Annotated in this window: 8 protein-coding genes; 1 reads left to right on the top strand and 7 read right to left on the bottom strand. The window is 44.4% G+C overall.

Annotated elements, in window-relative coordinates; translation table 11 throughout:
- Nucleotides 1-74 precede the first annotated feature (74 nt).
- Nucleotides 75-5,939 carry a VWA domain-containing protein gene (locus AC20MK_RS01400; RefSeq protein WP_487356237.1) on the bottom strand — a complete coding sequence of 1,955 codons (5,865 nt, stop codon included), beginning with the start codon at nt 5,937-5,939 and terminating at the stop codon, nt 75-77.
- A gap of 273 nt (nt 5,940-6,212) precedes the next feature.
- On the opposite strand from AC20MK_RS01400, the gene AC20MK_RS01395 reads away from it, so the two are divergent.
- Entirely contained in the window at nt 6,213-6,473 is a 261-nt protein-coding gene (locus AC20MK_RS01395; protein WP_487356236.1) for a hypothetical protein, read from the top strand.
- Between the two features lie 362 nt (nt 6,474-6,835).
- Here AC20MK_RS01395 and thiC read toward each other — a convergent pair whose 3' ends face one another.
- The 6 genes from thiC to smc all read right to left on the bottom strand — a co-directional run bounded on the left by thiC (nt 6,836) and on the right by smc (nt 15,635).
- Nucleotides 6,836-8,119 (bottom strand): phosphomethylpyrimidine synthase ThiC, encoded by a 1,284-nt coding sequence (gene thiC, locus AC20MK_RS01390; RefSeq protein WP_487356235.1) that lies wholly within the window; start codon nt 8,117-8,119, stop codon nt 6,836-6,838.
- Nucleotides 8,120-8,567: 448 nt separating this feature from the next.
- On the bottom strand, nt 8,568-9,494 hold the full coding sequence (aglJ, locus tag AC20MK_RS01385; RefSeq protein ID WP_487356234.1) for an S-layer glycoprotein N-glycosyltransferase AglJ: 927 nt from the start codon (nt 9,492-9,494) through the stop codon (nt 8,568-8,570).
- A complete protein-coding gene (locus AC20MK_RS01380) occupies nt 9,495-10,046 on the bottom strand; it encodes a TATA-box-binding protein (protein ID WP_487356233.1) in 552 nt (183 codons plus the stop codon).
- A 106-nt stretch (nt 10,047-10,152) separates the two neighbouring features.
- A complete protein-coding gene (gene scpB / locus AC20MK_RS01375) occupies nt 10,153-11,256 on the bottom strand; it encodes an SMC-Scp complex subunit ScpB (RefSeq protein ID WP_487356232.1) in 1,104 nt (367 codons plus the stop codon).
- Nucleotides 11,257-12,114, bottom strand: a complete 858-nt coding sequence (locus AC20MK_RS01370) for a segregation/condensation protein A (RefSeq protein ID WP_487356231.1) — start codon at nt 12,112-12,114, stop codon at nt 11,257-11,259.
- Nucleotides 12,111-15,635, bottom strand: a complete 3,525-nt coding sequence (smc, locus tag AC20MK_RS01365) for a chromosome segregation protein SMC (protein WP_487356230.1) — start codon at nt 15,633-15,635, stop codon at nt 12,111-12,113. Before smc ends, AC20MK_RS01370 begins: the two co-directional genes overlap by 4 nt.
- Nucleotides 15,636-15,647: the final 12 nt, after the last annotated feature.

The following is a 15,647-nucleotide window of genomic DNA, read 5'->3' as shown; positions in this document are numbered from 1 at the left end:
TTTGAATGAGATATCTGCCAACATGATTATGGTCTGAACCATTCGTATTATCAAAAAAAAAAGTAATAACGTTTTCATGAAAGCGTTATTACCCCTTTTGGTCTTATGTACACCGTAGTATCATCAGAGACTGAATTGTTCCCATTGCTTCCTATGGCTTTGATGTTTGCAGTGCCTGCCATCATGCTCATCAGGTTTATTTGGTCAGACCCACTGACAGTTATGTTCATTGGATTTTCAGTTCCATTGAACATGCCAATGCTTGAATATATCTGCATGTTGGCAATGGCCGGGTTCCCATCAGAATAAAAAGCTTTCAGGTCCAGTATCGCATCTTCCCCAATAAGCACAGTTGGAGATTCCGGGGCAATCGAGATATCCCCAAGAGAGACATAATCCACCTCTGCACCAAAACCACCAATGCTGGTTTCGCCTGGTAGTGAGATATCGATGTCAACATATGTACCATTTATATCCGCGAAATTCAATGTCGATGTGGGCAATATGATCGGAATTGAACCTGCACCCTCCACTTTAAGTTGATAGAATACGCTCCATAGATCACCTGGCTCCATATTCGGGAGGCTCCAATTGATCATATCTCGATCTCCGGCACGGGTAAATTCCGGTTCAGCAGTTCCTGTACCGGGATACGTTGGAAGGACGAAACTCGTCAGGTTCCCTTCGGTGGAATTGCTGCTGTTTGCAATATATGTTGCCTTTGCAACTGATAGTTCTGAGATATAATTATGTGGAATATGGATCGAAAGAGACGGACCCTCCACGGTGAATGATATTATCTCAGAAGCAATTCCTTCAAATATTGATTCCAGAACCGTGGAATTCGGAGCAAAGTAGTACTCCCCCCCGGTCATGGATGCTATCTCCATCAAGACAGGATCAATTTCCGATTCATTCTTACCAAGTCCAACCGTATAAATTGTAGTGTTCTTCTCCTTTGCACGCTGTGCCTGTTCCAGTAAAGAGCGAGAACCGGCATTGTCTATACCATCGGTCATCAGTATTATTGTGCTGTTCTCTTCAATGTCCTCAAGTTCATTATTAGCCTCATAAAGACCTTCATCGATCGCAGTAAGACCTTCGCATTCCATACCATTGACGGCAGTACGAAGGTGGGAAACGGTATCGTTCTTAAGACTTGAAGCAACCCAGGCAGACCAGAGATTCCAGTAAATTTGTGGGCTTAACGTTTCCGGATAAGCATTATTAAATGCAATATCAAAATTCTCATAATCTGAGCTGGATTTATCGTTGACTTCAAATGGCACTTCCCATGAACTACCATCCCATTTATGGATATTAATATCAGGATTATATTCCCCCCCATCATCTGATGTCACGAGGAAGGTCGAGTTTGAGTTAGGATAGGATTCCAGCTTAACCCATTTGACAGTATAATCAATATCCTGTGCTCCTAATTCTGAATCCCATGAATTACCATCCCATATCCTGTACTTGGGAGTGGAGGAGTTGTCACCCCAGACGATCATACCCTTCTCACTCTGGTCTTCAAATGCTACATCAAATGCACGCGTGTTATTTACACCGCAATCATTTTCCACTTGCAACCATGAACTAGAACTCGAATTCGAAGCCCATGAACTTCCATTCCAAGTGTTTACGAAAATATCCTCTCCATTATCCTCCATGCCCAAAATAATATTGTCTGAATTTGGATCGGCTGCCATTTTAATCCAGTGTACACGGTCAGAATCACCAGAATCGAAATATATATCTGTTTCTGAACTCCATGAAGAGCCATTCCAGGTTCGGGAATGAATATAGCCGCTTGTATCCGACCAGGCAACGATAGCTTCCCCACTTTGCTGTTCGTACATGACATCAAAACACTGGTAATCCCTATCGAGTGCAATGTCCGTTATAGTGACTGAATCATTCCATGAATTACCATCCCATACCTGTGCGCGTATATCGTACTGATCATCGAGGGTCACAAGTACGATCTCATCTGAATCTGGATCTGCCTCCATGACCACCCAACATACATTTCCATCACCTGTATACCCATTAATGGGTTGTTCTGAAGACCAGTTGTTCCCATCCCAAACAACATAGTTAGGGACATCGTCTGAGTCTTTATAGACCACTATGGCCTCGGAAGATTGTTGCTCGTATGCAATATCAAATCCCCTTCTTGTCTCAATATCAAGAGTTGTGGAAAATTCATGAACTGGCCTCCAGCTTCCATCATATACCTGGAAGTTAGCATCACGTTGATCATCCACCGTACCCAGTATCAGTTCACCATATGAGGGTGAAGATTCCATTGCAAGGTAAGTGATATCTCCTTCAATGTAATTGGCAGAGTCTTCCAATGACCATGTGTCCCCATTCCATGTACGATATAGGGGAGTTGCGGAGTTGTCAATTCCATAATACACTGCGATAGCATCTTCTATTTGAGTTTCAATAGCACTCACATTTACCGTAAATGCCGAGTCATTGATCTCACCGGATGTTTTTTCGACAACGAGCTTATAATCAGTATTCGCCTCAAGGACTGAGGATATATTTATGGGAGAAGTGCCCCCTTGAGTGGAATTCAGCACATCTATACCCTCATAGAGCTTCAGGTCCATCACGGAAGCATCGTCCCAGGTGAGATCGAACGTATAGGTAGCCCTTTCCCCAACAGTGAAATATCCAACCCACTGGCTTCCATTACGCACGTAGGAAGACTGGTTAGTAGTTAAATTAAGGGAATCCTCACTATAGAGAACAAGTCCTGCTTTGTCCCCTTTGCCATCATCAAAATTTGTAAGGAAAGCAGATGAAGCTATCTTTGTCGCACTCTTTTTGTCAATATAGGAACTCAGATCAAAAGTCGTTGGTGAAGAAGATAGAACCCCGACAGTCCAGTTCCCGGTCTCAACGACCTCGGAGTCATTATCAGGATAGACATACGACAAAGGCATCAACCATATATATTCAGACATTTCACCATTTGTGGAATTTGGGTAATAACCAGTTGTGTCCATCCATTTGCCATAGGCATGTCCTGAAGGGCTCACAAGGTAAAGAGAAAGGTCCTGTGAAGTGTTGGTCCAATCAAGCTTGACCTTCAGATCATTCACATTCTCATTGACAGGAAATGTTTCTTCATAGTAGTTACAATAGGTACTAGTATTGAAAATAGATGGAGTTGTACTTAGTGAGAATTCATCGGGAGATACTGCAATAGGTACTCCATTAGCTGTGAGTCTTACATTTCGGATTGCATTATCCCCATCATTGTCATCTGGAGCCGTAAAATTAATCGTATTAGAACCACTTGATATCATGGAAGTTATATCAAAACTCAAAGTCTCCCAGCTCTTGTTCTCGGTACTATCGAGGGGGATCACCACATTGTTAATTTGGAGCTTGCACTTTGGAATATCCAGATCCCATGCATCAAAGGTCAACCAGTACGGACCGCTTATATCCTGCAGGGAAGTCGTTACACCCTTTGCCTCATACCTATAAGGGGTGAAGCCATCCTCGCCATATACGATTGAAGTTACATCATAATCTGAGAGGTCCTGTGCAATTGTGTGGTAGATCTGTTCAAGTTCGGCACCCGTAGGTGCATTATAGTAAGTACCGCCTGTTTCACGGGCAATACATTTCAGAACGGGCTCATCAAGACTATTCCCCAGGCCGATGGTATAAATGGTGATGCCATTGGAATTTGCAACATCTATTGCGGCAATCCCATCCTGGTCAGCACCTTCATTGCTCTTACCATCCGTCAGCACAATAACTACTTTATTTGCAGAAGAACGCCCCTCAGACATCAAGATATCATTTGCATGTGCAAGAGCATCTCCCATTGCCGTCATCCCATCTGCAATGTTATCATCAATGACTGATTCTATCAGGTATTTGTTGTCAGATGAATTTAACAGGGTCAGATTCAGGTCCACTGTACTGTCGTCTGAAAAAGAAACAACACCTACCTGACTGTTGGATACAAGATAAGAAGTGAATTGTTTTGCAGCGTTTAAGGCATCGGTAAGTGAATCCCTCATACTACCCGAACGATCGATGACAAGAACAACGTCTATTGGAGCGCCTGCATATGAATCCGGGTCCATACTGCCGGACCTGTCCAGCACAAGCACTGCGGTTCCGGCATCTCTTACAAACGGAATATTACCTTCTACTGAGACCACAGTGGTAACATTTACAACGCCCCCGGTGATCACATAACTGGGTTCTGCAGTAGTATAGGATGTTACGAAGGGAGAGCTGGTAACTTCAACATATGAAGTTGCATTGATGGAACCGTTCGATACAATTATGCTGCAATTCCCATCAAGATCGCCACTGACAAAGTTTACATTGATCTCCCCGAATGAGTCCGTAGTTGCATTTAAGGTAGCACCCGATTGATTTCCTATATAGATCGTTCCAAGAGATGTATTGGTGTTGTTCAATTGAACGTTAACATTTGGAATTACATGGCCCCAAATATCACGTGCTGCTATGACAATACTTGCGTTCTTGTTTCCGGTCTGGTTTTGGGTCAGCACTGTTGAAGGATAAGTGTACGTCTTAAAATGCGACAGTTCTCCATGGGTGAAACTCAGTTCTGCTGTTGAATTAATGTTAGTAGTACCTGATTCGTTCTCGTAAGTGGCCGTAATAGAAATGTTTTCAACATAAGGCGTAGGACCTATTTTTGTGGTCGCTATGCCGAATTTATTCAGCGGGATACGGGTCGAGCCTGAACTCGGGCCTGTAAAATAGATCAGGTCCTTTATGGGACCTACTCCAGGTAATATCGGATTCAGGGACTGGTCCACAGGTTGGGCTCCAAGTCTGTAATAATCTTCATAGTTAGCATAACAACTGGACGGGGTAGTTGAGAATAATATTGATTGCGCCTGGTCCGCCAGACCATTCACTTCAAAAGCGAGATAAAGTCCGGTTCCAAAGACAGAAACGTTCACGGTATTTGCACCTGCGCGTCTATCCGTCCTGAAAATCGTAGATGCAAGACCATTCAGATCTGTGATGTTGGAAGCAGGAGATACTTCCACAGAATTGTAGGCATTCGGACTATTATAAGAGGTACTTTCCGGGGGCGTAGCCGTAAAATTAACTATCCACCCATTTACCGGATTGGAGTAAAAATCATAAACCCTTGCCAGTATAGCAGAGGTGGTATTTACGACCTGTTCGTCATCATACGTTATGCTGAGACGGTATGGGTCCCCAGTGGAATATTCCAGAACCGTGGAGTTCAAGACCGCGTCTGAAGAAACATTGAAAATGATACTGCCAGGATATTCAGAATAAACATCCATCCTTGCAAAAGCTTCGCCTGTGGGCGTATTGCTGATGAGGACCTCGGCATTGCTTATGTTGATAGATAATTGGTTACCCGGGGATGTGGAAAAGATTGTGCTTGGTTCCCTGGGGTTGCCTTCTACATCCAGGATCGTCATATTCACAGAAATATCAGCTGTGGTGTTCGTATTTCCGAATATGTCATAGGCTGTAAGATCAATGATAGAGCTCTCGCCAACGGTCAATGATGAAGCTGATACATTCAGATCGATCGATGAGATCGATGCCGGTAGATACGTCACATTGGCTTCAGAAATCGTACCCATATGATCTGCGGAAAGATTTGAGAGACCGGATCGTGTGGAATTAAGCCAGACAAATGCAACCCCCGTGGCATTAGTTGTTGCATTTGATCCGGAAAGGGTTCCCATGTCTGCACTGAAATTAACCAGTTCGCCTGACAGGGGGGTCATATTGTTTGTAAGAGTTGCCGAAACAAGGACATACTCCCCTACCTGTGCCGAAGTATCACTGGCTGAAAGCTCCAGTGTTACGGCCATTGCAGGAGTTGTGAATAAAAATAATAGAAATAGAATACTCGCTAACTTTGCTGATGTTCTCATGATCTACCCCAAATTGTGTACCACCATTAACATGTATGTTAAAAGTATATAAAAATGATGAATAATAATAAATGAATTTTAAACAACTGCAACGCAGGCAGATCAAACGTTGCAAATCTTTGACCATTTATGTGCGTGATCCCATTATTTTGCGGTTTTATTTATATAATAGCTCAATAATTGGAAAAACTTAATACAGATGCCGTATTCAATATAGATGTTTACCAAAATCATTTTATATGTGTAGGGGTTGTTAAAATGGGTGTTACTAAAATGATTAATTCAATTCTTGAAATGATAAAGAATGTTCCAGAGGGACAGGAACTGTCAGGTTATATCTATTTGCTTGACGGTGCATCATCCTCTATCATTTGGTATGATAACATTACAGATTGCAGCCAAGTGGAAGAAGACGATGTTACTTGGTTGACCTTCAAATATGAAAATCCTGACTATGGATCATCGATCCTTGTAGTTCAGAAGGCGAATGTATCAAAACTTGACCTTTCGTACGTAACAAAGACACCATACTGATTTTAGTATGGGACAAAAGATAATTGGAAATATTTATTACACCATTCTACACCAGAATGGTGAATAATATCTTATTTTTATGATATTTGGACAGGGCATTACTAGCTGTTGCTGTGTCTACTAACTGTTGCTCCATCCTACTAGCTGTTGCTCCATCCTACTGGCTGTTGCTCCATCCTACTGGCTGTTACTCCATCCTGCTGGCTTTGCTCCATCCTACTGGCTGATACTCAATCCATAGCTGATACTCAATCCCAATAGCTGCGACTATGTATAGCCATATCAGAAATAAGGAGAATTAATTCTAAAAATAATATGAAAAAAGAATTCAAAAAAAGAAGTTAAAAGTAATGCCAATGGCATTACTTTGCAAGATCGTAGTTCTGGTTGACGATCTTCACAGCACAGAAGTCACCGCACATTGTGCATGCATCTTCATCTGCTGAAGCTCTCTCGGTTCTGACCTTTCTTGCAAGTTCTGGGTCGAGTGAAAGATCGAACATCTTCTTCCAGTCAAGGTCTCTGCGTGCCCTAGCCATTGCAAGGTCCTGATCCCTCTTTCCGAGCTTGACCATGTCACCAACGTGTGCTGCGATCTTGGATGTCTGGACACCCTCGATTACATCATCGATGTTTGGAAGTGCAAGGTGCTCTGCAGGGGTTACGTAGCAGAGGAAGTCACAGCCGTGTGATGCGGATGTTGCTGCACCGATAGCTGTTACGATGTGGTCTCTTCCTGGGGAGACATCTGTTACAAGTGGACCGAGCATGTAGAAAGGCTTGTGGTCGCTCATGGACTTCATGAGTTTAACGTTCATCTCCACTTCATCGAGTGGTACGTGACCTGGACCTTCTACAATCACCTGAAGATCATACTTGTCGTGTGCTTTCTGTGCGCACTCTGCATTGATGATGAGTTCCTGGATCTGTGCTCTGTCAGTAGCATCGTGGACTGCACCTGCGCGCATTCCATTACCTGTGGAGAGAACAACTTCGTGTTCCTTAAGGATCTCACAAAGGTAGTCGAAGTCAGCGTAAAGTGGGTTTTCCTTCTCGTTGTGGAGCATCCATGTTGTCATGAAAGCGCCGCCACGTGAACAGATACCACCATAGCGACCATGTGCTTTGAGTCTGTCGAGAACAATGTTGTTGATACCGGTGTGGATAGCCATGAAGTTGGTACCCAGCTTTGCCTGTGATTCAGTTGCGTTCCAGAGATCGTCCTCTGTCATGTGGATGATTGAACCGTCTCTCTTTGCAGCGCCAATGAAAGCCTGGTAGAGTGGAACTGATCCTACAGAAAGGTCGATTGCGTCACATACTTTCTTTCTGATGCCAAGGAAATCTCCACCTGTTCCAAGCTCCATAAGTGTGTCAGCGCCTGCAGCTTGTGCAGCTTTTGCTTTTGCGACTTCCATGTCCTCATCGACAATATCTGAGGAAGCACCGATTGATGCATTTACTTTTGTTCTCAGACCTTCACCAATACCACAGAGTGTGACATCCCTGTATGGAGAGGTTGGGATTACGATCCTACCTGCAGCGATTCCACGCATAATGTATTCAGGATCTAAACCTTCATTCTTTGCGACTTCTTTCATTACGTCCGTAATTTTACCAGCTTTGGCCTCAGTTACAATTGACATGATTAAACCTCGTGATTAGTTATCCCAAAAAAGAAGGTATTTTATTTAAGTATTGTCACAAAATGAACTTGAGAGCCAATCAAGTAAAGTTGAATATATAATGATCGATCTCAATTATACTAAGGCACCCAGGTCCAAAAATAAAAGGATTCCAAAAATAAAAGTGTCTTTACATACCGTTTGAAGTAGAAGACAATGACCACGGCAATATTATTACAAATCCATAAAACCCAAAAACTCAAGTTTTGTTGAATATTTATAAAGAAAGATTACTTGAGTTTGGTAAAATTTTCATATAGATAACATCATTGGAGATTATAGCACATAAGACCGAACATTGCCAAAGCATGATAGAGATAATAGAAGAAGAACAAAAAAACAATAGAGGTATGATCAAAGGATAATAGACCATTATATTATAGTAACGTGAAAAATAAGTGAATCGGTTTCACTCATCTCTTTTTCTGAGCATACGCATTGTTTCCCTGTGGAGAGAGACCATAAGATCGCTCAACATTCCGAAAATGAACATCTGAATTCCAGTAAGGATAAGCAATGCCGTCAAAATGGTCATTGGAATGCGAGTTACCCCGTTCATCCACTCGTTTATCACATACAGACCAACAGCAATACCCGAAAGTGTTAATCCGGTACCTAATAATCCAAAGTAGAACATCGGATTGTGCAATCTTGCCATCCTGATTATGGTCTTACCGATCTTCAACCCATCCCTTAACGGATTGAGCTTTGTATCCGCCGAGGAATGCCTTGCAACATAAGTGATGGGAACAACCTCGACCCTCATCTCGTGCTTAACACACTCCACCGTTATCTCGGTCTCGATCTCAAAACCCATTTCGTTCAGAGAAAGATTCTTTATCACATGGCGTGTGAACCCGCGATATCCTGTCAGTATATCCTCCAGCCAGATACCGTACGCAAACCCGAAAAGCTTGTTGAGTACCCGATTCCCTGCCAGATTCAATCTTGTAAAAGCACCGGATTCAAAATTGGCCATCCTGTTCCCGAGGGTCTGGTCAGCGCGGCCATCGAGTATAGGCTGGAGCACAGCATGAACATCACTGGCAAGATAAGTACCGTCACCATCTATCATGATGGTGTAAGGCTCTTCGATCAGCTGGAATGCTTCCTGAACAGCCTGCCCTTTACCCTTACCTTCCTGAACTATCACCTTTGCACCGTTCTCTTCAGCAAGCTGTCGAGTATTATCGGAACTATGGCCATCTATAACAAGAATGTTCTCAAACCCTTCGGATCGGAAATCCTTGATAAGCTGTACAATGGTAGCTTCCTCATTCAATGTGGGAATGAGGATACAAACATCGTTTTTGTCCAGTGAGGTTGGAATATTCATTTACAGAAGTCCCATGTTGTCAAGCTGCTGCCTTACAACTTCAACTCCTTGCTCACAGTTCTCAGGTGATTTTCCACCTGTGACCACAAGTTTGCCGGAGCTGAAAATGAGTACTACTACTTTTGGATCATCGATCCTGTAAACGAGGCCTGGGAACTGCTCAGGCTCATACTCGATATTCTCAAGACCAAGTCCTATAGCAATTGCATTGAGATTGAGGACAGCCTTAAGGTCCGCGGAAGCAACAATGTTCTGTACAGTGATCTCCGGGTCTGCAAGGGTCTCTATTCCAATACCGTTGAGCTTCTTTGCCATATCACCAATGACAGTGTGCACATCAGCAACGTTCTTAGCACCGGTACATACGACCTTACCGGATGTGAATACAAGGAATGCGGCCTTTGGATCAGTAACACGATAGACAAGCCCCGGGAATTTCTGCTTGTTATATTCTGCACCCTCGAATTCCGCTTCGATCTTTATGAGGTCGAACTCTTCAGCAAGTTTAGTTGACGCGACCACATTTTCTATTTTGATATTATATTCCGTCATATTCTTTGACCTTCAATATTATAAGGATAGGTATATTCGCAAATACAGTATATATACTTATACCCTTTCCTTTATATATGCATTTAAAAACTATATCAATGAAAAGTCAGTCTTCGAGCTTCTTCAATCCATCGATGATAGCATCGTATTTTTTGCACACCCTCTCAATGAGATCACCCTCGATAGATGAATGGGTAGGGACCAGGATCTCAGCCCCTTCGGTAACGTCCATGCCCTCACTTGATGTACCATAGTCAGGTGCTATGACCACCCCGTCTGTTGAGATACCAAGGCGCAGATCACTAACTATCCGTGCGATCATGTCTGTTGCCGGCCTGACCTTCTTACTGATAACAAGTGCTTTTGACACATACCTCTCCCTCATTTCCGTAATGAGTTCGATGCTCTCTTTCACCCTTTCCGGATCAGCCACGTTCTCAAGTAACTTTATAGCATCGAGGAGATCCTCAAAGGTGGTAGACCGCACCTCGATTATCTCACCGTCATAATTATTTGTTACATTCTCAGCGTAACCTTTTGTTATTACGAGCTTATAAACATCAGCAAGCTCATCCAGTTCTTCTTCAGTAGGATCATAGGCATTGATCGTCCTGTAGTCCTTTATACCACAAAGGTCCACAAGGGACCTGTACATCGGAGTAAAACCAATGAACTTACGTCCAAGCCACCTATCAAGACCTTCCTTACCGCTTTGCTGGCGTGAGAGTTCAACGATCTTTTTCTTGATAGATTCCGGTTCGTTCCTATCAAGACCGAAATAATCCGCAAATAGCGGAGTAGTTTGAAGAAGTTTGGTCCTCCCGTGAGGAACTGCCTCAATGAAACCCCTGTCCTTAAGTTCCCGAATATGATCATAAACAGAATTGCCCCTCATATCGACTAGTTCAGACTGGACAACGGGTTGATGATAAGCAACCATGGAAAGCGTACGAAGTATCGGCGCTTTCAATTCCTTTGGTGCGATGGGACTTATAAGATCAGTATATTTTGGTTTGACCTGCATGACATAACGTCCGCCAAGGTCTATGATCTCCATTCCGGACTCGCGTGTCGAGTATTCTTCCATCAGTGACTGGATCACAGGTGCGACATTCTTTGCTGACCTATTGATGACCTTGGCAAGCGTCTGTGTATCAACAGCTTCCCCTGCCGCAAAAAGTACGGCTTCTATGATCTCTCTATCGCTCATTTATTCCTCTTCAAATAATTCAATGACAGATGGGGGATGCACAAATAGTTCCCCGAAAAGTTCTTCCTGTGCCAACAATACCTTTTTCTCAGTAGCAAGGAACAGCAGTGAGATATACGTCATCAATCTTTCCGAGCGGCTTCCGGACCAGTCTACAAGGTCTGAGAACATAACTTCATCCCTTGTTTGGAACAACTCATCCAGGTAAGTAGAAAGAGTATCCACCCTACCGCGTATATCCTCCTCATGCGCTATCCCGAGCACATCATCTGTAGTGACCCTGTCAAGCACTTCAATGCGACGGCGCAGGCGACGGTCCTTCCTTCTGGTCTCGACCTTTTCCGCCTTCTTAAGTTCAGTAATAAGCTCTTGGAGGGTGACCGGACGGGTTGCAGTACGGCGTATCGGAAGCTTTGGCACCGGATACTCCTCGATGTCATAAAAATCCATGTCATCGTCCAGGAGATCATCATCCAGTACCTCTTCTTCCTGAACGATACCTGTTGATTTCATCCTGAGAAGAATAGATGCATATAGAAGGGTCCTTCCCGATATCCTCAGGTCCATTATCTTAAGATCTTCTATATATGCCAGAAACTTATCCGTAACTTCGACAATATCAATATCCCAGGGATTGATATCCCCGTTCTTCGCAAGGGTGACGAATATCTCCACAGGTTCACAGAGAACATCATCGGATATCTCTATCTGAGATTCATCGACACCAAGGGAGCGAAGGGTCTCCAGGAACTCAGGGTCAATGGAACTACTGGATATACTGACGATCTCATCGATGCCAGCGCCTACTTCATCCATGATTGCATCGATCCCTTCAGGCTCCTCTGGAATATCGTTCAACGTAATTTCACACCCGTAATGCTCGTGATATTGTTCTCCTGCATAGCCACACCGATAGTACGCTCAGCCGCCTCTATCATCGGCTTACGCAGGGACACGACGATAAACTGTGCCTTACCCTTTGCCGTTTTAACACGCTGCGCCACACGGTCGGCGTTCGCACCATCAAGGAACATATCAATCTCATCGAACGCATAGAAAGGTGCAGGGCGATACTGCTGGATAGCAAAGACAAATGCCAGTGCAGTAAGACTCTTCTCCCCCCCGGACATCGCTTCCAGACGCTGCAGGGTCTTCTCCTTTGGCTGTGCCCGCAGGGTCAGTCCGCCATTGAACGGTTCTTCGTTATCATCGAGTACAAGTTCCCCGGTACCATCAGAAAGTTCATGGAAGATCTCCTTGAAAGGCTCGTTGATACCATGGAAAGTTTCCATGAAAGCATCTTTCTTGAGAGTCTCATACTGATCGATACGAGAAAGGATCTGCTCCCGCTCGTTAAAGAGAATGGCCCTTCGGGTCTTAAGGTCCACGACCCTTCCATCGACCTCATCATATTCATCGATGGCTCTCATGTTAACAGGCTCAAGACGCTCCATTGCCTTCTCGATGGAAGCTATCCTTGTGCTAACTGTCTCATAATTAGGAACATCCTCGACCTCTTCGATGCCACGCCTCACAAGTTCTTCCTTCAGGTCCTTTGTCTGGTCCACAAGAGCATTGCGGGTAGCTTCCAGCACCATCATAGCCTTGTCCGCATCATCGAGTTTTGATCTAACGGAAGCAAAGTCCTTCTCGGCCAGATTGTATTCGGTCTGCTTAAGAGCACGTTTCTGCTGCATATCCCTGAGCTCTTCGGTCAGTTCCATCTCACGCTTCTGCTTTTCCTCGAGATTGGACTCAAGTTCAGCTATCTTAGCCTTGAACTCAGCAACACGTTCCCGATGCGTGGATTTCTTCTCTTCCATCTCCTTTATGAGCTGACGATCATCTTCTATCTTCTTGGAAGCATATTCATGATCCAGGTTCAAAGCATTGATATCCGCCTCTATATCGCGTATACGTCCGTCCAGCCTGCGCAATTCCTCGTCGATACGATCAGCCTGTTTATTAAGCTCAGGAACTTCAGAATCAGACAGTTTCTCATCAAGGACAGCGATCTCAGCTTCAAGTTCTTTGGAACGCTCATCCACTTCTGCCTTCCTTGAAGCGACCTGTTCCATCTCTTCACGAAGCTTGGTCCTCTCACCCTCGATCTGCCCAAGTTCGGCGTTCTTAGCTTCAATGAGCTGCGTAAGACGTTCAGCCCTGCCACCGATCTCTTCAAAGATCATTTCCTTCTTAGAGATATCTTTTTCAAATTCGTGGATCTCACGTTTGATATCAGCAATATGCCCCTCGACAGCGTCCAGCTTCTTGATCGCCGTATTGCGCCTGGATTCAAATTCGGTAAGCTGCTCTGCTATCTTGAACAATTTATCCTTCTCGGCAGCCGCAAATGAGAGTCCGGAATTTCGGGCCGCTGACCCACCGGTCATAGCACCGCTTTTCTCAATGACCTCCCCTTCGAGGGTGACCATACGAAGGCCGCCAATGAGACGACGTGCGTTCTCGAGAGTATCCACGATAAGGGTATCTCTGAAAACATACCAGAATGCAGCTTCGAACTTATACTCAAAATCGATAAGATCGATAGCATAGCCTACCACACCCTTCCTGTCAGAAAGGTCCTTGTACGGCCTCCTCGATTCCATCTTGCTCAACGGAAGGAAGGTCGCACGTCCCCCACGCTGCTGTTTCAGGAACTGGATAGCCCTTGATGCATCCTCATCGGTCTCAACGACCACTGCCTGCATACGTCCCCCGGCAGCAACACTGAGAGCATTTGCATATTTCTGATCGACACTTCCAAGTTCTGCTATTGTCCCGTATATTCCGGGAAGACCATGATGCTTCTTCTCGGCAATGATCATGTCAACGGCTCTTGAATAATTACTGGTGTCCTCCGCAGCACGTACGCGCGCCTCAAGCAACGCATAGTCCTGCTGGTGTTTGCGTAATGTTACATCAAGATCAGTAACAACGCTCTTTATCTGGAAACGGTTACTTTCAAGATCATCAAGATCGCGCGTATGTGCATTGATCTGTTCCGTGAGCTTCTCTATATCATACTGTGCAGACTTCGTATCACTGTCCGAGGACTCGGATTTGCCCTTGGCATCAGTTATCTCGTTCTCGATATCCCTTACCTCAGCAGACTTCCTCCTCAACGAATCCAGCAAACGGTCTTCCTGACGCATAAGTTCGCTTTTATCGTTCTTCACGGTCTCAAGTTCGGACTTGAACACGGAAAGCTCATCACGCGTCTGTGCGAACTTCTCATCCACATCAGATATCCTGCTTTGCAGGATCATTCTCTCGGTCTTCCTTTCAGAGATCTCGGAGAGAATACTGTCCTTACGAAGCGACTCCTCGGACAGCTTTGAATCAACATCGTTTATCTTGTTCTTAGTCCCCTCGATATCAAGGAACGCCTTCTTGCGTCTGGAATCAATATCCTCGATCTCATTGTCTGCAAGCTCGATACTATTGACACATCGGGAAACTTCACCCTTTATCTCCTCTATGTCCCTTTTTACCTGTATCTGCTCGTCCTCACCCATCCTCTGGATCTCGGATGTGAGCTCAGTGAGCTCCTTCTCGATCCCTGCAAGCTTCCCCTTCCTCTCCTCGATGGACAATTGCAGCTTTTCCTGCACTTCTTTCTTGGAAGAGATATCCTTGTCGACATTCTCAAGTTCAACTTTTGCATCCTTGAGCTTGGAAAGAAGTACGAAACCCTCGAACTTCATCTTCTCCTGCTTGAGCGCCTGATACTTGACCGCCTGATCGCGTTCTACCTTGAGCTTTTCGAGCTGTTTTTCCACTTCCTCGATCAGTATATCCGCCCTTTCAACGCGTTCCCTTACGATCTCAAGTTCATTGAGCGCCCTGTCCCTCTTGTTATCGAACTCAGCAACACCGGCTATCTCATCGATGATCTTACGCCTCTCGTTCGGGGTCATTGTAATGATTCGGGTAACATCTCCCTGCATGACAACATTGTAGCCTTCCGGAGTCACTCTTGCCTTTGAAAGATAATTATGGACCTCAGTGAGGCTCACAGCCTTGCCGTTAAAATAGAAGTAGCTATAATAACCATTATCAGTCTCCCTGATCTTTCGACTTATGGCAACCTCATCGGCATCCACCGGCATCTCACGGTCAGTATTATCGAATTTAATAGTGACCTGTGCAAAATCAGGCCTTTTTGCCTTGTCACCATTGTATATCAGATCAGTAAGTTTTTCAGCCCTTAATGTTCGTGAGTTCGAAAGACCAAGAACGAAAAGGATACCATCGATGATATTTGATTTGCCGCTTCCGTTCGGACCGGAAATGGTAGTAAAATCATCAAAGAAGGGTATCTTAACTTTTTTGCCAAAAGATTTGAAATTTATAAATTCAAGTTCCTTAATATACACAACATTCCTCGG

The sequence above is a fragment of the Methanococcoides sp. DA23 genome (assembly GCF_057593895.1).
Note: the sequence above shows the minus strand (reverse complement) of the source record. Positions and strands in the feature narration are given on the sequence as shown.

Coding starts and splice junctions, on each gene's coding strand:
- AC20MK_RS01380 (WP_487356233.1), bottom strand. CDS start 10,046: ATGACGGAATATAATATCAAAATAGAAAATGTGGTCGCGTCAACTAAA.
- AC20MK_RS01400 (WP_487356237.1), bottom strand. CDS start 5,939: ATGAGAACATCAGCAAAGTTAGCGAGTATTCTATTTCTATTATTTTTA.
- scpB (WP_487356232.1), bottom strand. CDS start 11,256: ATGAGCGATAGAGAGATCATAGAAGCCGTACTTTTTGCGGCAGGGGAA.
- AC20MK_RS01395 (WP_487356236.1), top strand. CDS start 6,213: ATGATTAATTCAATTCTTGAAATGATAAAGAATGTTCCAGAGGGACAG.
- thiC (WP_487356235.1), bottom strand. CDS start 8,119: ATGTCAATTGTAACTGAGGCCAAAGCTGGTAAAATTACGGACGTAATG.
- aglJ (WP_487356234.1), bottom strand. CDS start 9,494: ATGAATATTCCAACCTCACTGGACAAAAACGATGTTTGTATCCTCATT.